22 protein-coding genes and 1 pseudogene are annotated in these 24985 nt (G+C 39.0%); 12 read left to right on the plus strand and 11 right to left on the minus strand.

Annotated features, from left to right (window positions below):
• The first annotated feature begins 6 nt into the window (after positions 1-6).
• Entirely contained in the window at positions 7-264 is a 258-nt protein-coding gene (locus ACEXOE_RS05640) for a hypothetical protein (RefSeq protein ID WP_394747762.1), read from the plus strand.
• A 92-nt stretch (positions 265-356) separates the two neighbouring features.
• Positions 357-551 carry a cold-shock protein gene (locus ACEXOE_RS05645; protein ID WP_394747763.1) on the plus strand — a complete coding sequence of 65 codons (195 nt, stop codon included), beginning with the start codon at positions 357-359 and terminating at the stop codon, positions 549-551.
• Between the two features lie 63 nt (positions 552-614).
• Here ACEXOE_RS05645 and ACEXOE_RS05650 read toward each other — a convergent pair whose 3' ends face one another.
• Together ACEXOE_RS05650 and ACEXOE_RS05655 are read right to left on the minus strand one after the other, a co-directional pair.
• Positions 615-1064 (minus strand): nucleoside deaminase, encoded by a 450-nt coding sequence (locus tag ACEXOE_RS05650; RefSeq protein ID WP_394747764.1) that lies wholly within the window; start codon positions 1062-1064, stop codon positions 615-617.
• 95 nt (positions 1065-1159) lie between these two features.
• Positions 1160-2275, minus strand: a complete 1116-nt coding sequence (locus ACEXOE_RS05655) for a hypothetical protein (protein WP_394747765.1) — start codon at positions 2273-2275, stop codon at positions 1160-1162.
• A gap of 149 nt (positions 2276-2424) precedes the next feature.
• Here ACEXOE_RS05655 and ACEXOE_RS05660 point away from each other — a divergent pair, with 149 nt between their 5' ends.
• Together ACEXOE_RS05660 and ACEXOE_RS05665 are read left to right on the plus strand one after the other, a co-directional pair.
• Positions 2425-4194: a 1-deoxy-D-xylulose-5-phosphate synthase gene (locus tag ACEXOE_RS05660; RefSeq protein WP_394747766.1), complete on the plus strand. Its 1770-nt coding sequence runs from the start codon at positions 2425-2427 to the stop codon at positions 4192-4194.
• Between the two features lie 3 nt (positions 4195-4197).
• On the plus strand, positions 4198-5250 hold the full coding sequence (locus ACEXOE_RS05665; RefSeq protein WP_394747767.1) for a DUF3078 domain-containing protein: 1053 nt from the start codon (positions 4198-4200) through the stop codon (positions 5248-5250).
• Between the two features lie 18 nt (positions 5251-5268).
• Here the strand turns inward: ACEXOE_RS05665 and ACEXOE_RS05670 are convergent, their stop codons facing one another.
• A complete protein-coding gene (locus tag ACEXOE_RS05670) occupies positions 5269-6612 on the minus strand; it encodes a deoxyguanosinetriphosphate triphosphohydrolase (protein WP_394747768.1) in 1344 nt (447 codons plus the stop codon).
• Between the two features lie 174 nt (positions 6613-6786).
• Between ACEXOE_RS05670 and ACEXOE_RS05675 the strand changes: the two genes are divergently transcribed.
• From ACEXOE_RS05675 to ACEXOE_RS05695, 5 genes and pseudogenes are all read left to right on the plus strand, one after another.
• The gene (locus ACEXOE_RS05675; RefSeq protein ID WP_394747769.1) at positions 6787-9042 is read left to right on the plus strand and encodes an inorganic phosphate transporter; all 2256 of its coding nucleotides are present in this window, start codon (positions 6787-6789) and stop codon (positions 9040-9042) included.
• Between the two features lie 797 nt (positions 9043-9839).
• Positions 9840-10073: a hypothetical protein gene (locus tag ACEXOE_RS05680; protein ID WP_394747770.1), complete on the plus strand. Its 234-nt coding sequence runs from the start codon at positions 9840-9842 to the stop codon at positions 10071-10073.
• Positions 10074-10628: 555 nt separating this feature from the next.
• Positions 10629-10898: pseudogene (locus tag ACEXOE_RS05685) on the plus strand (transposase); the annotation flags it as partial.
• Positions 10899-11060: 162 nt separating this feature from the next.
• Complete coding sequence (locus tag ACEXOE_RS05690) at positions 11061-11465, plus strand: hypothetical protein (protein ID WP_394747771.1); 405 nt, start codon at positions 11061-11063, stop codon at positions 11463-11465.
• 1270 nt (positions 11466-12735) lie between these two features.
• Positions 12736-13461, plus strand: coding sequence for a DUF6503 family protein (locus ACEXOE_RS05695; RefSeq protein ID WP_394747772.1), 726 nt, complete (start codon positions 12736-12738; stop codon positions 13459-13461).
• Positions 13462-14007: 546 nt separating this feature from the next.
• On the opposite strand, the gene ACEXOE_RS05700 is transcribed toward ACEXOE_RS05695, so the two are convergent.
• Positions 14008-16497, minus strand: a complete 2490-nt coding sequence (locus tag ACEXOE_RS05700) for a zinc-dependent metalloprotease (protein WP_394747773.1) — start codon at positions 16495-16497, stop codon at positions 14008-14010.
• 129 nt (positions 16498-16626) lie between these two features.
• Positions 16627-18087 carry a hypothetical protein gene (locus tag ACEXOE_RS05705; protein ID WP_394747774.1) on the minus strand — a complete coding sequence of 487 codons (1461 nt, stop codon included), beginning with the start codon at positions 18085-18087 and terminating at the stop codon, positions 16627-16629.
• A gap of 156 nt (positions 18088-18243) precedes the next feature.
• On the opposite strand from ACEXOE_RS05705, the gene yiaA reads away from it, so the two are divergent.
• A complete protein-coding gene (gene yiaA / locus ACEXOE_RS05710) occupies positions 18244-18714 on the plus strand; it encodes an inner membrane protein YiaA (protein ID WP_394747775.1) in 471 nt (156 codons plus the stop codon).
• A gap of 169 nt (positions 18715-18883) precedes the next feature.
• Positions 18884-19285, plus strand: a complete 402-nt coding sequence (locus ACEXOE_RS05715; RefSeq protein ID WP_394747776.1) for an STAS/SEC14 domain-containing protein — start codon at positions 18884-18886, stop codon at positions 19283-19285.
• Between the two features lie 14 nt (positions 19286-19299).
• On the opposite strand, the gene nadD is transcribed toward ACEXOE_RS05715, so the two are convergent.
• The 6 genes from nadD to ACEXOE_RS05745 all read right to left on the minus strand — a co-directional run bounded on the left by nadD (position 19300) and on the right by ACEXOE_RS05745 (position 24166).
• Positions 19300-19884, minus strand: coding sequence for a nicotinate (nicotinamide) nucleotide adenylyltransferase (gene nadD, locus ACEXOE_RS05720; protein WP_394747777.1), 585 nt, complete (start codon positions 19882-19884; stop codon positions 19300-19302).
• Positions 19885-19931: 47 nt separating this feature from the next.
• A complete protein-coding gene (gmk, locus tag ACEXOE_RS05725; RefSeq protein ID WP_394747778.1) occupies positions 19932-20516 on the minus strand; it encodes a guanylate kinase in 585 nt (194 codons plus the stop codon).
• Positions 20516-21373: a YicC/YloC family endoribonuclease gene (locus ACEXOE_RS05730; RefSeq protein WP_394747779.1), complete on the minus strand. Its 858-nt coding sequence runs from the start codon at positions 21371-21373 to the stop codon at positions 20516-20518. Before ACEXOE_RS05730 ends, gmk begins: the two co-directional genes overlap by 1 nt.
• A gap of 67 nt (positions 21374-21440) precedes the next feature.
• Positions 21441-22268: a 3-keto-disaccharide hydrolase gene (locus tag ACEXOE_RS05735; RefSeq protein WP_394747781.1), complete on the minus strand. Its 828-nt coding sequence runs from the start codon at positions 22266-22268 to the stop codon at positions 21441-21443.
• Between the two features lie 3 nt (positions 22269-22271).
• A complete protein-coding gene (locus ACEXOE_RS05740) occupies positions 22272-23030 on the minus strand; it encodes a 3-keto-disaccharide hydrolase (protein ID WP_394747782.1) in 759 nt (252 codons plus the stop codon).
• 83 nt (positions 23031-23113) lie between these two features.
• Positions 23114-24166 (minus strand): sugar phosphate isomerase/epimerase family protein, encoded by a 1053-nt coding sequence (locus ACEXOE_RS05745; protein ID WP_394747783.1) that lies wholly within the window; start codon positions 24164-24166, stop codon positions 23114-23116.
• 297 nt (positions 24167-24463) lie between these two features.
• Between ACEXOE_RS05745 and ACEXOE_RS05750 the strand changes: the two genes are divergently transcribed.
• Complete coding sequence (locus tag ACEXOE_RS05750; RefSeq protein WP_394747784.1) at positions 24464-24922, plus strand: ASCH domain-containing protein; 459 nt, start codon at positions 24464-24466, stop codon at positions 24920-24922.
• The last annotated feature ends 63 nt before the right edge of the window (positions 24923-24985 follow it).

The raw sequence follows: 24985 nt of genomic DNA on the forward strand, positions 1-24985 counted from the left end.
CAGCATATGAAAACAAAATATATCATCATTAGTATTGTCTTGGCATCTTTAGGTTCCATTGTCTACGGATTCAGCATAAAAGATGTAGAACCTCATCGCGCAAATCAGTTTATTGGCGGAGGAACTGCAGGATTATTTTTAGTGGCAATGCCGCTTTTTCTTATTAAAGAAAGTAAAGGAAAGAAGATGAAAGACTATATGCTGACTGAGGAGAATATTAAAAAAATGCGACAAAAAACAGAGGAAAAGCCTGAAAATCAATAATATTACGAATATTTTGATCTCCTCTTCCAGTAGATTTCATTAAAAAAACATAACTTAGCGTTAAATCTTTTTATTATTTTAATTTTAATTGAATGACTGGAACAGTAAAATTTTTCAATGAATCTAAAGGATATGGATTCATTACCAACGACGACACAGGAAAAGACATTTTCGTCCATGCCACGGCATTGAACGGAACGGAGCTTAACGAAGGCGACAAAGTGGAATACCAAGAAGAAGAAGGAAGAAAAGGAGTGGTTGCTGCACAAGTGCAAGTAATCGGATAACCATATTGTAATCGTATTGAAAATGACCCTACTGTCCTCAGTGGGGTTTTTTTATGCCTGTGCTTAATTCAAATTTCGTCTTTGAATAAAAAATTGTTTTAAAAGCTGCGAGGCTTCTTCTTCCATAACCCCTCCTATAATTTCTGTTTTTGGATGCAACTTGGTCCCCATAACCCCACAACCTCTTTGTTCATCCTTAGTGCCATAAACAATTTTGGAAATCTGACTCCAATATAGGGCCCCGGCACACATTTGACAGGGTTCCAACGTAACATATAAGGTGCATTTGTTCAAATACTTTCCGCCCAGGAAATTTGCCGCCGCTGTAATGGCTTGCATCTCGGCATGTGCAGTGACATCGTTCAGCTGTTCCGTTAGGTTGTGGGCACGGGCAATGATACGATTCTCTACTACAATAACTGCCCCCACGGGCACTTCCCCTTTTCTAAAAGCTTCCGCTGCTTCTTGTAGGGCCTTCTTCATAAAGTACGTATCATCAAAGGGATTGATCATCCTGTGGTTTTTCCACAATAGTACGTAATATTTCTGAAGCATAAAAAAACCCCGATCTTGCCATCGGGGTTTCTAATTTTCTTAATGAAAAAGGTTTATTTCTCAAAAAATATGGCAAAAGTCTCATCGGCCACACCATCGCCATCAAAATCAAACTCTTCCGAAATATTAAACGCATTGCCATTTACATTGATCATCCCATCAAACAGTAATTCTCCTTCTCCTGGTTCATAGGTATCGGAATATACTACTTCCCCATTTTCGTTTTCGGAATATTCATACTCCACAATGGTCAAACGGGATTCATTACCTACAAAAGCCCAAAACCCTGTACTGGTGTATACTTCCGTGACTTCATCTTTATAAATAGCTTCACAGGCTTCTTCACTTGCGCCATAGTTCAATTCCGTTTCCCTTGAGGTTTCAGTATAGCTATACGTACCATCTGCTCTGAAAATTAATATTCCGCTTTCTAGCGTCTCACAATCATCAACAGACAATTCTTCCTGACTTTGGCAAAAAAGAGAAAAAGAATCACAACTTTCTTCTCCGGGTATGACCACCCTATCCATTCCTTCATAATTCTCTTCTTGTCGCACTATATTCCATTCACCAACCAAGGCGTTGTTGCCTCCCCAGCTTTCCACAGTAACACAGATTTCCTGAGGCGCACTGATATTTCCTTCTGCATCATAAACACAAAGTTCATAGCAAAAAGTTCCTGGGGGAATCTGCGTTCCAAAATCCACATCCAAGGTCAAATCATCGGTTTTGGCGGCAAGGTTTCTTTCTTTTTTTCCAAAAGAACGAAATGATTTCTTAAAGGTATTGGAAGGAGCATTCGCAGCCACATCGATATCATAATAACTGTCGGCAGCACTACCATCGTTTGTTTTAAACTGAATATATGCCCCTACAACTTCACCGTCGGAACTTAATGGAATACTAAAGCCTTCATTCAAATAGGCCGTACCCTTTGCATTGGACAGGTCCAAACTAATGCCATTATTGGGTGTAGGAAGCTCTCCTGTATTCTTTGTACCTCCGGGAATAACTACATTGTCAGAAACCATATTTGCTTCCAGGGGTGTACTTTCCAATTGGGTAACCTCTTCTCCTTCTGGATCATTGGGCGCATTGGTATCATCTTTGCTACAAGAGGCAAGGATAATCATTGCTGCAAGAGCAGCACTTCTCATGATTTGTTTCATACTGTTGTTGTTTGTTTTGGTTTTTAAGTTGAATGCCTAACGCAAATTGAGGAGTCTATATTGTAACCCCAATTAAATTTTTGAGAGCAATGCTATTGTCCCTTGAAAAACCATCAAAAACCGTAGTTTTGTAGTTCATTTTTTTTACCGTGCAAAAAAACCTTCTTTCCGGCATACATTCCCCTAATGATCTTCGCAGGTTGCGCCCTGAGGAATTGCCCCTACTCGCCAAGGAATTAAGAGCGTTCATTATAGATATTGTCTCCGTAAAAGAAGGGCATTTAGGTGCAAGTTTAGGCGTTGTTGAACTTACCATTGCCCTGCACTATTGCTTTGACACCCCAAACGACAAGCTTATTTGGGATGTGGGGCATCAGGCATATGGACATAAAATTTTGACGGGGCGCAAAGCCATTTTTGAAACCAATAGGCAGTTTGGAGGCATTAGCGGATTTCCTAAACGTAGTGAAAGCCTATATGACGATTTTGGAACAGGACATAGTTCCACCTCCATATCTGCTATTTTGGGTATGGCCATTGCTTCCCAATTAAAAGGAGAAGACAAGCAACATATCGCCGTAATTGGGGATGCCTCGATTGCCAGCGGCATGGCATTCGAAGGACTAAACCATGCAGGAGTTACCAATGCCAATATCCTTATTATCCTCAATGACAATGCTATTGGCATTGATCCCAGTGTAGGGGCCTTAAAAAAATACCTGACCAATGTTAAAAAGGGTACAGCTAAGGATGAAAATATTTTTGAATGCCTCAATTTTGACTATTCCGGTCCTATTGATGGACATGACCTTGCGGCCGTGATCAATGAATTAGAGCGGTTAAAGCACGTAAAGGGTCCCAAATTTTTACATCTCATTACTACTAAGGGAAAAGGACTCAAAAAAGCGGAAGAAAATCAAGTGACCTATCACGCCCCAGGTAAATTTGATAAACAAACCGGTGACCTTCTCCCAAAAAATGTGGACAACGAACCTCCGAAATATCAGGATGTGTTTGGGCATACGCTCGTGGAACTGGCACTAAAAAACCAAAAAATTGTAGGGATCACTCCGGCAATGCCAACAGGGAGTTCCTTAAAATTTATGATGGAAGAAATCCCGGACCGCGCCTTTGACGTTGGTATTGCCGAACAACATGCGGTTACCTTGGCCGCAGGCATGGTTACCGAAGGGTTGATTCCCTATTGTACAATTTATTCTACATTCCTGCAGCGCGCCTATGACCAGGTCATTCACGATGTTGCTTTGCAAAAATTACCGGTAATTTTTTGTTTGGACCGGGCAGGATTGGTGGGGCAAGACGGCCCTACACATCATGGGGTCTTTGATATTGCTTATCTCCGCTGCATTCCCCATTTGACCATTTTTTCTCCTCTCAATGTCATGGAATTCAGAAATATGTTGTACACCGTTCAATTGGGCCTCACCCAACCCATTGTCATACGGTATCCAAGGGGAAGGGGTATTCATAGGGATTGGCAACGCCCTTTTAAGGAAATTCCATGGGGCAAAGGAGAAGAACTGCAGCAGGGAAAACGGATCGCCATCCTTTCTTTAGGGCCCATAGGTAATGAGGTCAGCGCTTTACTTTCCGAAGAAAATTTTGGGGAATCCATTGGGCATTATAATATGCGCTTTGTAAAACCTTTGGATACATCGCTTTTGCAATCTATCTTTGAACATTATGAGCATCTCATTACTATAGAAGATGGCTGTAAAATAGGCGGCTTTGGATCGGCTATTTTGGAATATGCCAATAGTATAGCAGTTCATAAATCCATAAAGCTATTTGGTATTGATGATGTTTTTGTACCTCACGGAAGTGTTATGGAATTATACCAAATGACCACGTTGGATATGTTGTCCGTTAAAAAATATATACAATCCATTCTAAACTAGACCATGCTAAAAAAAATATTCCTATCTATTTTTTTTATGGTAAGTTGTTATTTCCTGCAAGGACAGGACACTACTGTAATCCGTTTTATTCAAGACAAGATCAATCATATTCCCAGGGGAGTTCAGTTGGCCAATCCACGGGTCTCCTTTAAGCATGTGAAATCCAATCGAAAAAAAGTAAAGCCTTTTAAATTTCCCTCCTTCTGGAAAAAAGAAAATAAATTGGGCGTCAATGTCAGTGAGGTTGCTTTTGTCAACTGGAATGCCGGAGGGAACAACTCTGTCTCCGGACTCGGAAATGCTGATTTTAAACGCAATTATAAATTTCGATATATCCAGTGGAACAACGATCTCAATATTCGCTATGGACTCAATGCCCAAGAGGGAAGGAAACTCCGAAAAACAGATGACGCTATACGGATCAGTTCCACTTTTGGTTATCGTAGGGACACCATTAGCAATTGGTATTATTCGGTAAAGGCCAATTTCAACACCCAATTTTCCGAAGGGTTCAGAGATCAGGACAGAACGGTTTTAATTTCAAGGTTTATGGCTCCAGGCTACCTCTTCCTTGGAGCCGGAACCTCCTATATTACCAAAGACAACAAGTTTAACCTTTATATTTCCCCAGTTACGCAAAAAGCCACTTTTGTCCTCGATCAAGATTTAGCCGATCAGGGAGCCTTTGGTGTTGAAAAAGCCGAGGTGGATGCCGATGGCAATGTGGTCAAAGAGGGTGAAAACATATTCATGGAATTTGGCTTTTTGGTGACCAATACCTGGGAAACCAAACTCTACAAGAATATGCTCTTAAAACACCGCTTAAGTTTATATACCGATTACCTGACCAGTTTTGGCAATGTAGATTTGGATTGGGAATTGAATCTAAATTTGGTGGTGAATAAATATATAAACACCACGATTGGCACCCAAATTATCTATGATGATGATATTTTATTTGATGAAGTTGTCGTAGATGGTGTGGTTACCCAAAATGGCACCCCCAGAATACAGTTCAAACAACTTTTGGGCGTCGGTCTCGTTTACAATTTTTAGAGGTTCTTCTTTGACTCCTTACAACTGTCTTCCCATAATTTTATTATGAATGTGTACGGCAGCACTATCGGATAAGCTCGCTACATAACAGCAAGTGTTTAGGAGAATATTATAATGGGACAGTTCTGTTTTTCGATAGAATTCCGGTAAAGTCTCTAGCATTAATCGATCATAATTAGAGGCTTTATTTTCCTTTTTTCGCATTAAAGCACCCGTATATACCTCAAGAATATCGGAAATAATTTTATAGCCCGCGATTTCCTTTTCGATCACTTCCGAAGATCGATATACTTTGGCAATACTTAACTGAATGATATCCTCTATCTGCGCCGCATAGTTGCTTTTATCCAAAAGGGACACCTTAAATTCCCCCTTCAGAATAGCCTCTTCGTTTTCAATAAAAATAGCAGTGGCATCATTGATCAGGGTATTGATGGCCAAGGCCCTTAAATAGCTCAACCGGTCTTCCTTATGGGCAATAGCATTGTATTTTTTGGTATTGATACTATTTTTGACCAGTTTAATGAGGTATTCTAGCGCATACTCCTCAGGAATCAACCCCAGATTAATACCATCTTCAAAATCAATGATGGTATAGCAAATATCATCTGCTGCTTCCACCAAATACGTCAAGGGGTGCCTAGAATATCCAATATCCTTTCCCTTACGTGTCTGTAACAAACCCAATTCTTCGGCAACTTCTTTAAAGGTATTTTTCTCGGATTGAAAAAACCCAAATTTTTTATCCGCAATATGTTTGGTGGGTTTCTTGGGGAGCGATTCTTTGGGGTACTTCATAAAAGCACCTAAAGTGGCATAACTCAATCGCAAACCGCCCTCAACACCTTCCTTGGACGCTGTAAGCAACTTGAATCCATTGGCATTTCCTTCAAAATCAATAATATCTTGATACTCTTTTTCAGATAAGATAGCCTTGTACGCCTTCCCTTTGCCTGTTTTAAAATACTCTCCAATGGCTTTTTCACCACTATGGCCAAAAGGAGGATTTCCAATATCGTGTGATAATGCGGCAGCAGCCACGATAGCTCCAAAATCATTGAATTGATAGCCGTGTACTTCCTTCAAATAAGGGTGTTTCTCCAACAATTTTTTACCTGCGACCCTACCCAAACTTCGTCCCACTACAGAAACTTCCAAACTATGGGTCAAACGCGTATGCACAAAATCGGTCTTCGATAAAGGAATTACCTGCGTCTTATCTTGTAGACTTCGGAAGGCGGCCGAAAAAATAATCCGGTCATAATCCACCTCAAAACCCAAACGGGTTTCATCTTGTTCTTTGCGTAATCTTTTATGGGTGTCGCCAAAGCGTTTTAAGGAAAGTAATTGTTCCCAATTCATGTATTCGAGAAATTTGGGGCTAAGATACAGGAATTGATGTGTTTTTTATGTTCTAATCTCAGAAGAAATCATACATTTAGCTTTTTTAAAAGCTACTGATATTGTGTTTCATAACCTTATGTTAACCTAAGTAAAAATTTATAGTAGCATTTTTGTGGTTATTTGATTTTTCAGATGGGAGAAAATATTTATGTAATAATGATTGTCGCTTTGGCAATCCTTGCGATTACAGATTTGATCGTAGGCGTCAGTAATGATGCCGTAAACTTTTTAAATTCTGCTATAGGCTCCAAAGCCATTTCTTTTAAGACCATTATGATTGTGGCCAGTGCAGGAATTGCCCTTGGGGCTATGTCTTCCAGTGGAATGATGGAAGTGGCACGTAAAGGGATTTTTAACCCCGGAGAGTTTTATTTTGATGAAATCATGATCATTTTTATGGCCGTGATGATCACGGATATTTTGCTGCTCGATTTCTTTAATACCCTGGGAATGCCCACCTCAACAACCGTTTCCATAGTTTTTGAGCTTTTAGGAGCTGCAGTGGTAATCTCATTGATTAAAATATATGGTGTTGACGGGGGATTCTCTGATCTGGGCACCTATATCAATACCGAAAAAGCAACGAGTATTATTTTGGGAATACTACTTTCTGTGGTGGTTGCCTTCTCTATAGGCGCCTTTGTACAATTTGTTTCCCGTGTATTGATCACCTTTAAATTCAACGAAAAGCCCAAATGGATAGGAGCCATTTTTGGTGGTGTTGCCATCACCGCTATTATATATTTCATTGTGGTAAAAGGCTTAAAAAGTGCTGATATCTTATCGGGCAGTATCAATGAAACTATCGCTTTATATCCAGAATTGTTCCTTTTGGGCAATATTGTTTTTTGGACCTTGATCTCTTGGTTGATTACGGTACTATCCAATATTAATATTTACAAAATCATTATTGTCTTGGGTACTTTTGCTTTGGCCATGGCCTTTGCTGGAAATGATTTGGTGAATTTCATTGGGGTCCCTATTGCTGCTTTTCAGTCGTTTGAAGCCTGGCAAGCCTCTGGCACTGCCGCTACGGCCTATTCCATGGAAGGACTATCCGCAGCAGTACGCACACCAACATTATTACTTCTGGCTTCAGGCGCCATTATGGTGATTACCTTGTGGTTTTCCTCTAAGGCCAAGAATGTTGTAAAGACCAGTGTTGATCTCTCCCGACAAGATGAGGGGGACGAACGTTTTCATCCTAACTTTTTATCCCGACAAATCGTAAAATTTAGTATAAAGGCTTCGGAAAACTTATCTGGATTACTTCCGATCAAAGTACGGGAACAACTGAATCAGAGGTTTGAAAAACCTCAGGTATACGTTCCTAAAAATAGGATTCAAGAACTTCCCGCTTTCGATTTGGTACGTGCAGCCGTAAATCTAATGGTGGCTAGTGTACTCATATCCATTGCCACTTCGTTAAAACTCCCATTGTCTACCACCTATGTGACCTTCATGGTGGCCATGGGAACATCCTTGGCCGATAGGGCTTGGGGGCCGGAAAGTGCGGTTTACAGGGTTGCTGGAGTATTGAATGTAATTGGGGGGTGGTTTTTTACGGCGATCAGTGCTTTTACCGCAGCCGCCATTATTGCCTATTGCATTCACCTTGGAGGTATTTACGCCATAGGAGCTTTATTGACCATCGCATTCTTATTGATTGGAAGGAACTATCTTTCGCACAATAAGAAGATGAAAGAGACCAAAGAAGAAGTAAAACTCCAGAAAACGGAAAGTAAGTCAATTTTAGGCCTTATAGATGAAAGTGCTGCCAATATTGCCTTGGCCATAAAACGTGCGAATAAAATTTACACCCTGAGTATCGATGGTTTAGCGAAACATGATATTCGTATCCTCAAGAAAAGTAAAAAGGAAATTCACAAGTTAGATGATGAAGTGGAAGAGCTTCGCAGCAACACCTATTATTTCATTAAAAATCTGGATGAATCCAATGTGGGCGCCAGTAATTTTTACATTACCGCTTTGAGCTATTTACAGGATATGATGCAGTCTTTACAGTACATCTCAAAGGCTACCCATAAACATGTAAACAATAACCACAAAAAACTTCGTTTCAATCAAATTAAAGATTTGAAAGAAACCGATGTAACCATTGAAAGTTTGTTTTCCGAAATTGAAGTCATCTTTGAGACCAAAGATTTTGCAAAATTGACCCCTCTGATTATGGACAAACAAAAATTGTTTGTCAAAATAGACGAAAAAATAGAAAAGCAAGTAGCTCGTACAAGAGCGGATGAATCCAGTCCTAAAAACACGGCCCTTTACTTTAGTCTACTGTTAGAGACTAAAGATCTACTGACCGGCACCATGAGTCTCTTGGAAATCTATGACCAGAACGCCAATACCTCTGTTGTTGTATAAAGGGGTAAATACTATCCACAACAACTCTCCCCGCTACCGCTAGTTTACAACTAGTGGCGTCCATGAGTAAGTATTATATGAAGTTGCTTTTTAAAAAATAGTTGGTGCTAGTTATGGACAAACAAAAATTGTTTGTCAAAATAGACGAGTCCTCCGAAAGTTTGCAACTTCGTACCGTCTTTGGATAAAAAAGTAATAACCGTATTTAAAACACGCAACATACTCTCTCAAACCTCATTCCTCTTCCCTAATCCCTTAAAAAACACCCCTAAAGTCCCCTCAAGGGGACATCCTTATTCTTCGTACCTTCGTATAAAACCAAAACATGCTGCGCAAACCGCTACTTCACCCCTTCTTTTTAGCCTTCATGTTAATAGGCATCACTTATAAAGCAGTGTTCAAAATTCAAGCAAGAATACTATGGGAATATTAATAATCATTACTGCTATAGTTACGAGTTTTTTTTAATGAAAAGTATTTATGTATGGGGCAAGAATGAAAAATTAATCAATACTTATATTGATAACGGTTTTACCCCTCATCATCCAGAACTTACATTTGAAGAAAATTTGATATTAAAAAAATTTATTTTATCAATAAAGTATTTCTTTTTATTAGGTTTTTTACTTCTTATTCTAGTGCTATTATATGAAGTTGTATTTTAAAAAATAGTTGGTGCTAGTTTTCGATCCGGTATTGCCATGAGTGAGCATTGATAATATAAAACAAGAACGCGCTTGATTTCTTATTCATTTGTCAATATGCTGATTTCTGTATACTTTGTGTTATTTCAAAATATGAATTATAAAATCTTTATCGGTACCATGAATAATCTAAGTTTACATTCAAAAGGCAGAAAGGATCATGTTCAAATTCTTAAAGAACAAGAATTGAAAGCAAAAGAAGAACTAAAACGAACCCACAAAAATCAAGGAAAAAAGAAATCTGCTATAAAACAATGGATTATTGAACTTAAGCATAAAATTAAATGGGCTAAAGAAAATCTTTATTTAAATAAAAGAGGAAGGTAATTTATTAGACTGTAGACATGAAGTGTTAATCATAATAATATAGTTTCTTATGTTATACGTAATTTCAAAAATCTTTAAGTATGGTCCGTAAGTACATTCTTTTGTTAATTGTCCTATGTTATGGATGTTTTGAAAAAAATGAGGTAAATTCTTATGTTACTTTTAAAATAATAAACAGACTTACTAATGAGCCATGTTCATATGTTCAATATACTATACGGGAGTATGAAGATCATATGTATGCGTTAGCACATAGACATAAAGTTTCTGAAGGTTGCTCTAATAAAAATGGTGAGTTTTCTTTTAGAATGAAAAAGACTACATATTATGACCTTGAAATGGTAAATTGTGATCAATCTTTAAAATTTATTGGAATTAGAGCTGATACCCTTAATACTGAGCATACACTTATCATAAAGTGCAAACTTCTCAATATCCCCTAGAATTCCACGATAAAAACAAGCGATAACTGTTAAATTTTTAAGCGGCTTTCGCATCACGCTAGCGTGCCTCCCTGCTGTGCGAAGTATGCGACCTCCTACCCTCCATGAATGAGAAAGTAAAAAAGAATGGTTGTTATGGATGTTTGAACGGGCCGGTAAAAAGAAAAGCAATGTTTCGAAATATCAATTTTGGCAACATCATAATAAACCCATTGAACTATGGAGCACCGAAGTAATCAAACAAAAAATGGATTATATTCATAAAAATCCTGTAGAGGCAGGTTTTGTGACCGAACCGATACAATGGAAGTATAGTAGTGCCCGAAATTTTAATGAGGATCACACTATTATGAAAATAGACAATATTAGTTTTTTAGGTTAGATAATTCATTGCTAATGGAGGTGGCCACCAGTTGCAAACTGGCGGTAGCAAGAAGAGAATTGGACTCCAGAAATAAGGAATCAATTTGAAGTTTTTATGAAAAAACATACTGGAATTGATGTAAATAATACGGGGTATAATCCCAATAAATAGTAGGAAATAATGGAATATCTGTTTAAACATAACATTGATGAAAAACTTCTTTATATAGATGAAGAAAAATTATCTTGGGTTTTACAGTCCAGAAACAGAAAATATTATATTGAACAGTCTGATTATAGCATGTATCTCCTACCTCTTCTTGAAGATAATTTCCTCGATTTTCAGCGTGATATTCCCAAAGAAAAAATGCAAAGATTCCCGTTGATATCTTTACTTAAATTCCCGTTGACTAACAAAATGGATTATTGGGGTTTTTTGGCCTTAGATTGGTTTAGAGATAGTAATTTAAATGAAGATTATCAAATAAAACTATGGGCCAATACCATTGATGTGCAATGGATGCCTCAAAAATTAAAACATAAATTTTGGAAAACTTTTAATATTAGGAGTTATAAGAAAACTTAGCTGTAGACACATCAACGTATCTTGTCAATCAAAGAGAATGGCATGCTTTAATAGGAAGTATCCATTACAGAAATGAAGCAGGCAGACCTTGCTCTGTGAAGTTTGTAACTTCGCACGGCCAAAAAACCCAAAAAAATGTACAATAAAAGAATACGAGTTTACTTAATGTTAATTGTTTTGATATCAATTTTACATGTTTGCACATATTTTTTCGTTTTATTTGGTGGAATTGGAGGTGAATCTCCCTCCCAAGAGGCAACTATAAGAAATACATCTTTAAATTACTTAATTGGTTTTCCTACTTCTATGTTTAGAAATGGGTTTCCATTATTTTTATCAAATAGCGACATAGAAAATATTCCTAATATCTCTTTAATGGTATTAAACATTTGTTTTCAATCAGCCATTATAATGAAGCTATACTTTTTATTTTCCTATTTAAAAACTAAAAAATAAATCATTGAAGAAAATAATATGCTTCCGTTTTACCGCTGTACGAAGTTTACACCCTGAACCAGCACATGAATTTACTCGTGCGTACCAATTCAAACTAATGAATGATCTAGTAAAATAAGACTAAGATCAATTTTATCTAAAAAATTTAACTATCATGAAATGAATCACATCAGAACACTAATCTTATTAGGGTTTTACTTTTCTTGTTTTTCATGTAAAACCTCGGATAAAAGCATAAGGCCCTATTTAAGTTCAAATCCATTAAAATTAAAAGTGGTGATTGAAAATGTACATTTATCTCCTCCGGGCTGCGGAATCAATTCGTTTGCGGGACTATATAAAGCAAAAGTAATACCCAACAGTCAAATCTATAGCGATAACATTCTTATATATGTAATTTGTAAAGAAGGATATCAAATCTTGGATAGTGAACTATACGTGGTATTGGACTCTAATTTGGAGGAAATCAAAAATTGCAATGTTGTAGACTTTTCAAACACCAGTAAAATTGAAAAACTGAAGTTGCCAAAGTATGTTTTAAAAAGGTTAACTAATTTTTAGAAAATATCGCCAATGCTGTGCGAAGTCGTAGACTTCGTGAAAAGTTTGCAACTTAGCACCTATAAAGAGTGACGACAAAAATGAAAAACTACGAAGTTACAAACTTCACAAAGTGAGCACAGACAGAAAGCTTGAACTTCACAACATACCCTTTCAAACCTCAGTCCTCTTCCCTAATTCCTTAAAAAACACCCCTAAAGTCCCCTCAAGGGGACATCCTTATTCTTTGTACCTTCGTATAAAAACCAAAATCATGTTACGAAAACCACTACTTCTCCTCTTCTTTTTAGCTATCGCTCCTATCAGCATCGCCCAAGAATTGACAGGACCTCAACTTTTGGATAAAGCCATTGCCCACCACGATCCCAACGGAATTTGGAAAAATTTTCAAGGTAACCTTAGGGTGACGATGCAGACTCCGGATAGAAGCGATCGCATCAGCGCGATCCATATGGATTTCCCTAAACAATACTTTCAATTGGAAGCCACCCGGGATTCCATTAGTACGGGCTATACTTTGAGCGGAAAAGAATGTAGCGTGTTCCTAAATGGTCTTACGGAAGTTTCAGCCGCGGATAAAAAGAAATATCGGCTGGATTGTGAACGAGGACAGTTCATGAAAAACTATTATACCTATCTCTATGGCCTGCCCATGAAATTAAAAGACCCTGGGACTATTTTAGATGAAAAGGTACAGAGCAAAACCTTTAAGGGAAAAGAATATGTAGTGCTCAAAGCTTCTTATGATGAAGCTGTGGGAAAAGATGTATGGTATTTTTATTTTGATCCAAAAACCTATGCTTTGGAAGTCTATCAGTTTTACCATGACGAGGCCAAAAATGATGGGGAATACATTATATTGAGTGGAACCGAAGACATTCAAGGTATAAAAATGCCCAAAACCCGAGCTTGGTATTACAACAGCAATGATAAATACCTCGGAACAGATATTTTATCAAAGGGTGGTAGAGGTCAATAACATTATAATATTTTGAATTGCGATAGTATTTCTTCGCGGAGTCAGTTCGAGTATTTTTCGGAATATTATGGAGAAAAATGTATCGAGAACCGTTTATGACCTCAAACTGTTCTCGATACATTTGATTTTTGAATCTGCTATTCCAAAATCAAACACTCGAACTGACAATTGAAACTATACTGTGCGAAGTCTGTGACTTCGTACCGGCAATGAATAGGCCATTACACTAGGAACTGCGAAACTGGAATCCTATAACACACCTCTCAAACCTCATTCCTCTACTCTAATCCCTTAAGAACACCCCTATGGTCCCCTCAAGGGGACAATTCCTTGTAAGATTATGTCAGTTCGAGGGTTTCTTGATGAGCGCAGGGAAATCAAAAATGTATTGAGAAGTATTTTTCAAATTATCAACTGGTTCCCGATCCTGTCTGACGGTAGGTAGGTGGGCCATTCTCGACTGCGCTTGAATGGACAATACAAAAATCAAAAAAAGGGAGATTTCGTTTGTACGAAACCTCCCTTTTTTCTCAAGTTGCTATTATCCTATTTAGGATCTAACAGCTGATCGATCCTTGCGATTGCATCCTCATAATGGTATCTAGTCACCGTATTGACACCTCCTTTGGCGGTGCGCAACCGACTTCGTAAACTTTTCAATTCCCCGCGTACTAAAGCACGAACATCCGAAGTACTTACATTATATACAAATGTACCTTCAAAGCCTGGTCTACTAAAACGGTTTCTTGGTCCGTTATTGGTCATCAAAAAGGCCATACGGTCCAAATACGAACGCTGTAGATTTCTTCGGTAAATATCTACATTACCTCCACGGGAAGCTTCGCTCCACACTCCTGTTCGCAAATCACGAAGCATTTCCAAACCACTATAGTAGCTGGTATTGGTGGTCTCGGCATCCAACAATCTCCCAATACGGTCAAAAGTGAGCAAACTATTTAAATAACGGGTTTGTACGCGACGCAGGCGCTCAAAATAACCGGCATGATCAATATTTTGAAGAATGGATGGGTCGATCAACCACTCTGGCGTATCAAAAATATTTCGTTGTAGCCAACGCATGGATTTCTTCTGTAAGGCCTTGTCTACATGGGTGTAGATACTTCCTCCTTGGGAAGGCATTTTAATATTTTCATACACACCCCCAATATTGGTCACCACATGGCCTACATAACGGCTGTAGACGCCTAATAACTCTCCGTACAATTCTTCCAAATCTTGGTAATTATTAGTTGCAGTCGAAGTCCAAGCCGGAAGGTTCTTGGCAACGTATTTTAAATTCTTAATTCCATAATCACTGGCAGCGATAGCATCGTCCCCAATACATTCCGTTTGGGATTGTGGGTCAAAACGACTGCTTTGACGTCCAAATTTATATTTGGCATCTCCGGCCTTTTCCATAATCCATTGGTTCAAGGTTGCTTTTTCGGCTTCTGCAGAATTGGCATTGGGAATCACACGATAGCCCCAATTGGTCGCATAATGATCATAAGGTCCCATTTGACGTATAAATCGGATGTTCTGATCCCCAGGTTGGGCAATATAATTGTAGCGGGCATAATCCATAAGGCTTGCCGCGATACCATTTTCTTGCGTAAAATCGCCATCTCTATACGATTCTACCGGATAGGCAAAACTGGCCGCCATATTATGTGGAAAACCAAGGGCGTGTCCTACTTCATGGGCAATGACCATCCGCATCATCTCGCCAATATCTTCTGCAGGCGTATCTAAGGTACGTGCATTGGGGTTAGCAGCTCCGGTTTCCAATAAATAACGGTTTCTATAACTACGTAGGTGGTTATGGTACCAAATGATATCGCTTTCAATAATTTCTCCACTTCGTGGGTCCGAGACACTGGGTCCAACCGCATTCCTTGTGGTGCTTGCCACATAACGTACCACGGAATACCGAATGTCTTCCGGGCTAAACTCAGGATCTTCCTCCGGGGTAGGCGCATCTTTGGCAAGGATGGCATTTTTAAATCCGGCAGTTTCAAAAGGCTTTTGCCAATCTTCTATCCCTTGTTTGATGTATTCTTTTAAATTTTCTGGTGTTCCCGGGTCTAGATAATATACAATAGGCTTCACAGGTTCTACCAATTCCCCCCTGGCATAGGCCGCCGGATCCTTGGGCTCCAAACGCCAACGGCGGATATAGGTCTTCTGATCCGCTTTTAAAGCTTCACTCCCATAATCAAACTGACTTACCGTAAAGAATCCTACCCTAGGGTCATAAAGACGGGGTTGCATCGGTTCCTCCGGCAATAAGATCATGGACTGATTCATCTGCAAACTAATGGATTGCGAAGCTCTTTGGGAAGGTGGCTCTATAGCAATATAGGTGAAGTCTTGTTTTACTTCAATATTTTCAGGAAAACTTTTTACACTATTGATAAAACTGCGTGAGGCATCTAAACGACGTACTTTGTACTGCGTACGCAATCGGGCAGGGAGTCCACTAATGGCTACCACATCTGTTGAGAAAAGTTTGGTTACATCAATGACCACCGCGGTTGAATCTGCATTAAAAGCTTTAATATCAAAAGCAAAAAGGGTAGGCTCATAGTTGTTTACCTTTACCGAATTGCTTATCGCCTTGGTACTATCTGCAACGTTCGTATAGGATTTTATTTTCAAGAGTATCTTGTTCTGGTACCGTTTCCAATGCACTACTTGCTCATTGGTTTTGGTACCTGCATTGAAAAAACCTCCCCCAAGACCTGTAGGAATCTGGGAAATACGGCTCACCCAAAGCATATCTTTTTCCAAACGATTGAAGGGAATTTCATAGAAATAGGAATCGGATATTTTATGCACATCAAAAACGCCCTGATCGGATACCGCATCTTTTGTAATCACCTCACTGTATTTTTTTATCCCCCCTTTTTTTGGTTTTTTGGGTTTTGCTACCTGAGTCGTTGTTGCTTTTCCTTTTTTCTTCTTTCGTTTCTGAGCTGTTGTTGCCGTTATACTAAAAAAGATAGCCAATAGGCTTAAAAAGACCATTTTTCTCATACCTGTCCTGCTGTTTTTTGGTTGTTCCGCCGAAAGTAATGATAAGTGAAAAGTCGGTCCCCTTTTTTAAATCAACATTAACATTTTTTTAGGGAACAGGGATAAATCTAGGGCATTTGGTAAAATACCTTATCGGTGCACCAGGTCCAGAATAGTCTTATAGAGGCTTTTACCTTCCATTTTTGCTTTTAACCAAGCATAAAAACTCATGACAAAAACATCTTCTCTTTCGGTTTCTTTCCAAGTGATGGATTCCTCAACGCCTTGTCTAAATTCTTCAGAGGTAACCTCATCTGGTTTTTCATAATAGGCAGCTACAAGTGTCATAAAGACCAATACCCTAGTTTCTTTGATTTCCTTCAAAGGTGCAGCAAATTTTTGTTTGAATCGTTTTAAGCGAATCAACACCAAATCCAGCTTGTCCAATTCAATGAATAACAAGAGTTCCAAGATATTCTTTTTCAACACCCATATCCATCCCATTTTCTTTTCATACCAACCGTCACTATGATTCATTTTTTTCAAAATGGTATAGGCCGATGAAAAATCCTCTTGTTGAAAAAAGAACAACAATAGGGTAAATCGTATCTCCAGGGAATCTTTACGGGACCATTCCAACAATTGAATGGCCTGTTCAAATTTCCCGGTATAGTTAAGGTTTAAGGCTTTGATCAAGGTCAATTTTTCCAAAAAGCGTTTGTAATAAAAACGCTTGTTTCGATCCATTTCCACTTCCATATGACGTACAAAGGACTTAGAGGTCTCAAAAGCCCTATTCCTAAAATTGGTCACGGCCATGAGGTGTAGTATTTCAATATGGTAGAAACGATGTTTATCTGCCATACTTTCTTTTTCCTTGATCATGGCATACATCTCAAACATAAAGGGTGAAATCACGTGATAGTCGTTCTGCAATTTGGCCGCAGTTGTGGTAATGTTCATGAGTTGGAATAACGACTTATAGGTCAGGGTATGATGTATTTCAATATGAAAATCGGCAAAAACCTTCTTTATAATGGTATTGGCCGATTTTGTTTGCTCCTTTTTCAAACGTTCTTTGATCGTTGCATACGCCATGTTCAATTGATGCTCCTGCAGATAGCGCTTCCCATTCGCATTGGCCGCTTCAATGACGGCGGAGAGATCCATTGCAGGATGAAGATGTGCATATTGAATTTTAGTGTGATAGATCTCGTTTAAAATGGCATATAGATCATACCGATAGGCATTTCGTTCTGCCTTGGACAGGGTTTTAAACGCAATGGTATACTGGGCTCTTTCAAAAAAAATACGACTGGCCAGCAGCAATTTTAGAATGTCCAATTCTTCAGAACTTTCTCCCGCAAAACTTTCGGAGGCCACAAAATCCACTAAGCTATCCTGCAACCGCTTGCACAGGGCATGATAGGCATTTCTAGAAGGTTTTCCATACAGTTGCACGTCCAAATCCTTGGTTTTTCCACTCGCTATACATTTAAACAAGCTACTGTTTTTGGTATCCCCCCTTCGATTTTTTCGTTTTAAATAGTTCAAAAAAGCGGTCTTCTCTTCTTTGGACAAGGAATGTACAATAGCGTATAAATCTTTCATTTAATCATAAGTAACAAGTTAAAAATAGGCAATAAATTAGGAGAAAACTACAAAAATGACTGAATTAAATCATAAGTTTCTATTGAAAATTAGATTTCAGCCTTTATGAAAAACCAGCAAATTTGAATCGTATTTAACATCAAAAACCATACGATTATGTACAATCAAATCCTTCCCCAAAAAGAGAATTCAAGATCTTCGGGGACCCAAAAAGAAAACAAAGAAGTAATTCCTTGTAAACCTACCGCTGCTTTTATAGGCGCTTCATGGACTGCCGTGCTTATCGGAATGACTTCCTATTGCATTGGTTTATGGAATGCCGATATGTTATTGAATGAAAAAGGCTATTATTTTACCATTCTGCTCTTTGGTCTCTTTTCCGTGATTTCGGTACAAAAAAGTGTTCGGGATAGACAAGAAGGCCTTGAAGTTACGGATATGTACTATGGCATTAGCTGGTTTACCACTATTACCTCCATTGTACTTCTGGTAATCGGCTTATGGAATGTTGATTTGGCCCTGAGCGAAAAAGGTTTCTACGCCATGTCTTTTACCTTAAGCTTATTCGCTTCCATAGCCGTACAAAAAAACACGCGGGACATGCAACTTTTTGAAAAAGAGGAATAGACCCATATTAAAACGGGAACCTTGTCAGTAGATTCCCGTTTTGATGTTAGTAGGAGAGGCGATTGCAACATGCAATCGCCTTTTTATATGTTTTTTCTTACAAAAAATATATTTTCAGTTGATTCTTCGCTTCTTATATTGTATCTTAGGATGACTAATGCGCTCTAAAATGTCAGCAAAAATCGACAAAACACTTCTTAAAGAGCACCAATTGGACATTGGTACGATCCGTTTTTATAAAAATTATATGATTGTAGAAGTAAAAGAGGGCATTGCCTTCTCCTTCGAAAATGCTACGGAACTTCTCGCCTTGAGCAAGGCTTATTATTCCAACACAACGCCTTTTGTATATATCTCCAATAGGATAAATTCATATTCCTTTAATCCCACCTCCCACTTCAAAACGGTTCCTATGTTCCCTAACCTAAAGGGATATGCCGTAGTTACCTATGACGCCATGAGTCAAGATATTGCACAGATGGAGCAAACTTTTTTACATGCACCGGTTCAAATCTTTACCCAACTGGAGGATGCCGTTGCATGGGTATCTCAATGCATTGTCATGGACTAAAGAAAAAAGTATTTTTAACGGTAAAAGTTCATTTCATCCATGTAGTTCCATACGGCATGGGGCAGTAGAGGCTGTACATTTTTTCCTTCTTTATGATGCTTTCTAATAAAGGAAGATGAAATCTCCATAATTGGGGCAGCAACCCTATGAATTTTAGGATGATCGACAAACTGATCCGGCACCTCTCCCATGGATACCCTTGGATATACATAAATATGGTGATGTTCTAAAATTACCTCATAATTCTTCCATTTGTGAAAGCTTTTGAGGTTATCTTCTCCCATAATTAAGGAAAACCGATACTCTTCTCCGTATTTCTCTTGTAAATGAACAAGCGTGTTGATGGTATAATTGGGTTGTGGCAAGTCAAACTCTATGGTACTGGGTTCTAGCTTTGGGTAAGCCGCCGTAGCCTCGTAGACCATCTGATGCCTATGATGATTGCTCAACAAGGTTTTTTTTTGCTTGAACGGACTTTGCGGTGTTACCACAAACCATATCCGATTCAGTTCCGAAAACTCTACCATATGATTGGCAATGGCCAAATGGCCGATGTGAATAGGATTAAAGGTTCCAAAATAAAGTCCGATCTGCTTCACTATAACGCTATTCTAATTTCGTTTCACGCATGGGGTCATTGAAATTTCTATGCTTTCTTTGTTACTCCCACATAATCTGCTACCAGCTGATGCGCTTCCTGCAAGGCTACATCCAAATCGTAATTTTTTATGACCACATCAAATTGAGGCGCGGTAGCCAATTCCACAGAAGCTTTGGCCACGCGCATATTGATCTTATCCTCGCTTTCGGTGCTACGTTTTTTGAGGCGAATTTTTAATTCGTCCACACTAGGCGGTTTTACAAAAACGGCGAGCGTCTCTTTAGGGTATTTCTTTTTAATACGCAGCCCTCCCACCACATCAATATCAAAAATCACATTTTTCCCTTGGGCCCAAAGTCGCTCCACTTCTGTTTTCAGTGTCCCATAAAAATTATCTCGGTATACCTCTTCCCATTCCAAAAAATCGTCATTCTTAATGTGTTTTTTAAAATCGGAGGTACTGATAAAATAATAATTTTCCCCATGCTTCTCCGCTCCTCTTGGGGCTCTTGAGGTAGCCGAAACCGAGAAAGCCAGGTTCAATTCCTCTTGTTCCAACAAATAGCGTACGATCGTTGTTTTTCCACTGCCCGAAGGTGCCGAAAAAATAATAAGTTTTCCTCCCTCCATTACAGTACATTCAACATTTGTTCCTTAATTTTTTCCAACTCATCCTTCATTTGCACTACCAATTGTTGCATGGGTGCATAATTGGACTTGGAACCAATGGTATTGATTTCCCTTCCGATTTCTTGGGAAATAAACCCTAGTTTTTTACCATTGGAATCGGAAGACTTTAAGGTAGTCATGAAATAATCCAAATGATTTGCCAAGCGTACTTTTTCCTCTGTAATATCGTACTTTTCCAAGTAGTATATCAATTCCTGCTCAAATCTATTGGCATCAACATCGGTTTTTAAATCGGCAACTGCTTTTTCCAAACGTTCACGTATGGTTTCAAGGCGTTCCGGGTCCATCTCCTTTACCTTCTCCAACAGTGCGCTCAAATTATCTATGCGCTGCACAAAGTCTTTTTCCAATACGGCTCCTTCTTCTGTCCTGAACGTATTAATGGCCAACAAGGCTTTCTCCAGGATTTCCTTTATAATTTTATATTCTTCTGCATCAATATCTGCTCGTTCCGTTTTAAGGGCATCGGGCAAGCGAACGGCCATTTCCAATAGTTTTACGTCTTCTCCTTCGCTTATGGCCCGCAATTGATCCATATACTGCTTCACAACAGCCTCATTGATCACCGAAGTGGTTTCACTCCCCGTAGCTTCCACATATAATCCAAAATCTATTTTCCCACGAACCAAAGAACTTGCTATGATTTTTCGTAGTTCCAATTCTTTTTCCCGATAAGCCGAAGGGATTCTGGCATTTAAATCCAAATTCTTGCTGTTTAAGGATTTAATTTCAATGGTAATCTTTTTTGTGGGAAGTTGTACAACATCCTTCCCAAACCCTGTCATGGATTGAATCATAAATTTTATTTAGATTTTGGCAAAGGTAAAATAAAAGAATCTCTTATGGGCAAACTATGTTTTTACGCTATAGTTCCCTAACCCAGATGTTTCTGTAGCTCACCCTACTATTATCGCCATGGTCCTGTAAGCGTATAGGTGCTTTTCCATGGGCTTCATTTTTTGGCCAGCCAATATATTCTGTTGACCCTTTGAGCACGGCATGATCTTGCACCAAGATACCATTGTGCAACACGGTCACGGTTCCTGATGTTGTTTTCTCGCCGGCTTCATTAAATACTGGGGCATGAAAGATAATATCATAAGTATTCCAGGCTCCAGAAGGGACAGATGCTTTGGCCAAAGGGATATGTTGTTTATAAATAGACCCTACTTGCCCATTTACGTATGTATCGTTATTATTATTGTCCAAAATCTGCACTTCATATCTATTCTGCAAGAATACACCGCTATTGCCCCTACTTTGTCCCTTTCCGTTAATTTCTGCCGGAGAGCGCCATTCCAGATGTAGTTGTATACTTCCAAACTCGCGTTTGGTCTGTATATCACCAACTTTGTCTTTTACGGTCATACTGCCATCGGAATTTAAATGCCAATCTACGGCCGTGCTATCCTGGCTGCTGATCCATTCGTTAAAATTGGTACCATCAAAGAGTGCAATGGCATCACTGGGAATTTTAGTATTTGTAGCGGGGGTAACGGTCGGAGGAACGGGAGTATAAAGCTCGGTCTCCTCGGGCTTTGTGGGTTCGGTTCCTGAGTATTCTTCGTGAACAATGGCTTTCTCAGCAGTTTTCCCGCCTACAACAACAGCTGGTTTCTGCTTTTCCTGACAGGAAAAAAAAAGCAGGGCACATAACAGTAGCCCAAAAATTCTAGAACATAATTTGGTCATATATTATAAGGTCTTGATTTTAATATTTCTATACGCTACAATGTCTCCATGATCTTGTAGTCCTATTTTTCCAAGACTGAACTTCCCAAAACCTTCCCAATCGGCAAACTTGGATTTGGCCACCATCTTATCCCATGCTTCCCCATGTAAGGGAAAGGTCACGATTTCTTTCCCGTTCAATACCACGCTACCCTCATTGGTCTTGTGATTTACGGAAATCACATAGGTATTCCATTCGCCAACCGCTTTAGTCGCATCTTCGGAAGCTGCAATCATATCGTATAAAGATCCTGCCTGATGCGTATTTCCATTTTTGGCGTCAGGATGTTTTTCATTGTCCAATACTTGTATCTCTGGTCCGGTCTGATACGGCTTATCGAATTTTCCGCCTTCTTTGACACCCCAAAAAACACCACTGTTTCCTCCTTCTGAAATTTTCCATTCCAAGGAAAGGACAAAATTTACATAGGAGTTTTTAGTTACAATATCAAAAGTCTCTTTTTCCTTTCGCTCTTTTGGAGGATAAAACACCATGGCTCCGTCTTCCAATTTCCAGGAGTGGTGTACTTCATTGGTAGCAAAACCCTTCCAATGTTCAAAGGAAGTTCCATCAAAAAGTACCGTCCAGTCTTTTTCTGAATTCGTTTCTACTTTTGATTTTTCTTCGTTGGAGGCAGTATTGATTTCTTCTACTTTTTGAGCCTTATCCTTGCAGCTTAGCACTCCTATCCCTATCAAGGCAACTAAAACTAGTTTTTTCATTTTTTCGATATTTAATTATTTGATAATCAGATATGTAAATATTACAAGATAAAATACTAATAGGTATATTTAATGAAAACCCCCTACAACCCCAACATTTTTTTAAGCATCTCTTTATCGGTTTCCGCTCCGGCAAAATCATCAAAAGTTTTCTGTGTTGCTTCTATGATATGGTCTTGAATAAATTTGGCACCTTCCCTTGCTCCTTGTTCCGGGCTCTTAATGCAGCATTCCCATTCCATAACCGCCCATACATCACAGCCGTATTGCGTCAACTTTGAAAATATCGTTTTAAAATCTATCTGTCCATCTCCTAGGGAACGGTAGCGTCCTGCTCTATTTCCCCAATCATTAAAGCCTCCAAAGGCGCCTTTTTTCCCTGTGGGGTTAAACTCGGAATCTTTCACGTGAAAAGATTTAATAAACTCATGATAATGATCGATATAGGCTACATAATCCAATTGCTGCAATACAAAATGGCTGGGATCATACAAAATATTCACTCGTTTATGGTTTCCGGTAGCCTCTAGAAAACGTTCAAACGTATCTCCATCATGCAGGTCTTCGCCCGGGTGTATTTCATAACAGACATCCACGCCTTCTTCATCAAAGTGGTTTAGAATGGGCATCCATCGTTTGGCCAATTCCTCGAATCCCATCTCTACCATTCCGGCAGGACGTTGTGGCCAAGGATGCATGGTATGCCATAATAGAGATCCCGAGAAAGTTCCGTGTGCCTTTAATCCCAACCTGCGACTGGCCGTAGCTGCTTTCTTTAACATTCCTACCGCCCATTCAGTACGGGCTTTTGGGTTATTTTTCACTGCATCAGGAGCAAAATTATCAAACATAAGATCGTAAGCCGGGTGTACAGCAACCAACTGCCCCTGAAGATGACTCGACAGCTCTGTAATCTCCAGACCGTAAGAATTTATGGTTCCTTTAAGTTCGTCACAGTAGGTCTGACTTTCAGCGGCTTTATCCAAATCGATCAAAAAATTTTCCCAAGTCGGAATTTGGATTCCTTTATATCCTAAATCCGCTGCCCATTTACACATCCCTTCCAGGGTATTGAAAGGAGCTTTACTATCTACGAATTGCGCTAAAAAAACTGCCGGGCCTTTAATTGTCTTCATTTTATTATATCCTATAAATTAGTTCTAATTGTTACGGTATTCTCTATTCTAAGAATTAAAGCTTATATTTAGTGGGTATTTCCAAGAGAAACACTGCTAAAAAAGAGAAGGTATAAATATAAGAATACGAGCACGAACCAACAAGATAAATTAGGCCTTTACCTGTAGATATCTTAGGGGTTTTCACGAAAACCTTATCGTAAAAAAAGATTTTTAGCAGGCTGAAAATTGGGAAGCGATTGTAGCCTTAAAAAATGACAACCAACCATATTTTATTTAAAAATTGCTGGTCAACTTATGAAAAATTCCTCCGCTAAAGCCCTTTGGGGCGATTTTTTGGATGCCCATTTGGAATATGCCTCTTGCGATGCGCCTAGGGTAGATCACTTTTGCGATAATGAAGACGACGCCAATGAATGTCTACAATTGGTTCTTAAAGGAACCAAAAGGGCAACGGCCCATTCCTTATTGGGCCTTCAATATAGAAATGAAGCCCTGCCCAAAATAGGGGACTTTACCGTAATCACGGATTGGAAAGGCACTGCCAAATGTATTATTCGTACTACCAAAGTTACTTTGGTTCCTTTTTTCCAAGTAAGTGAGCACTTTGCGCAGTTGGAAGGAGAGGGGGACAAAAGTCTTGCGTATTGGAAGGAAGTACATTGGGCCTATTACACTAGGGAATTGGAAGCTTTTGGACGGGTTCCCCGAGAAAGTATGATCGTGGTTTGCGAAGAATTTGAAAAGGTATTTTAATGATATGACCAAAAAGCCCCATAATGTAAAACTATGGGACTTTTTTATGTGATATGAATATCG

Origin of the sequence: Spongiimicrobium salis (assembly GCF_043678055.1) — a bacterium.
GTDB lineage: Bacteria > Bacteroidota > Bacteroidia > Flavobacteriales > Flavobacteriaceae > Spongiimicrobium > Spongiimicrobium salis.

Coding starts and splice junctions, on each gene's coding strand:
- ACEXOE_RS05640 (WP_394747762.1), top strand. CDS start 7: ATGAAAACAAAATATATCATCATTAGTATTGTCTTGGCATCTTTAGGT.
- ACEXOE_RS05645 (WP_394747763.1), top strand. CDS start 357: ATGACTGGAACAGTAAAATTTTTCAATGAATCTAAAGGATATGGATTC.
- ACEXOE_RS05650 (WP_394747764.1), bottom strand. CDS start 1,064: ATGATCAATCCCTTTGATGATACGTACTTTATGAAGAAGGCCCTACAA.
- ACEXOE_RS05655 (WP_394747765.1), bottom strand. CDS start 2,275: ATGAAACAAATCATGAGAAGTGCTGCTCTTGCAGCAATGATTATCCTT.
- ACEXOE_RS05665 (WP_394747767.1), top strand. CDS start 4,198: ATGCTAAAAAAAATATTCCTATCTATTTTTTTTATGGTAAGTTGTTAT.
- ACEXOE_RS05670 (WP_394747768.1), bottom strand. CDS start 6,612: ATGAATTGGGAACAATTACTTTCCTTAAAACGCTTTGGCGACACCCAT.
- ACEXOE_RS05675 (WP_394747769.1), top strand. CDS start 6,787: ATGGGAGAAAATATTTATGTAATAATGATTGTCGCTTTGGCAATCCTT.
- ACEXOE_RS05680 (WP_394747770.1), top strand. CDS start 9,840: ATGAATTATAAAATCTTTATCGGTACCATGAATAATCTAAGTTTACAT.
- ACEXOE_RS05690 (WP_394747771.1), top strand. CDS start 11,061: ATGGAATATCTGTTTAAACATAACATTGATGAAAAACTTCTTTATATA.
- ACEXOE_RS05695 (WP_394747772.1), top strand. CDS start 12,736: ATGTTACGAAAACCACTACTTCTCCTCTTCTTTTTAGCTATCGCTCCT.
- ACEXOE_RS05700 (WP_394747773.1), bottom strand. CDS start 16,497: ATGAGAAAAATGGTCTTTTTAAGCCTATTGGCTATCTTTTTTAGTATA.
- ACEXOE_RS05705 (WP_394747774.1), bottom strand. CDS start 18,087: ATGAAAGATTTATACGCTATTGTACATTCCTTGTCCAAAGAAGAGAAG.
- yiaA (WP_394747775.1), top strand. CDS start 18,244: ATGTACAATCAAATCCTTCCCCAAAAAGAGAATTCAAGATCTTCGGGG.
- ACEXOE_RS05715 (WP_394747776.1), top strand. CDS start 18,884: ATGTCAGCAAAAATCGACAAAACACTTCTTAAAGAGCACCAATTGGAC.
- gmk (WP_394747778.1), bottom strand. CDS start 20,516: ATGGAGGGAGGAAAACTTATTATTTTTTCGGCACCTTCGGGCAGTGGA.
- ACEXOE_RS05730 (WP_394747779.1), bottom strand. CDS start 21,373: ATGATTCAATCCATGACAGGGTTTGGGAAGGATGTTGTACAACTTCCC.
- ACEXOE_RS05735 (WP_394747781.1), bottom strand. CDS start 22,268: ATGACCAAATTATGTTCTAGAATTTTTGGGCTACTGTTATGTGCCCTG.
- ACEXOE_RS05740 (WP_394747782.1), bottom strand. CDS start 23,030: ATGAAAAAACTAGTTTTAGTTGCCTTGATAGGGATAGGAGTGCTAAGC.
- ACEXOE_RS05745 (WP_394747783.1), bottom strand. CDS start 24,166: ATGAAGACAATTAAAGGCCCGGCAGTTTTTTTAGCGCAATTCGTAGAT.
- ACEXOE_RS05750 (WP_394747784.1), top strand. CDS start 24,464: ATGAAAAATTCCTCCGCTAAAGCCCTTTGGGGCGATTTTTTGGATGCC.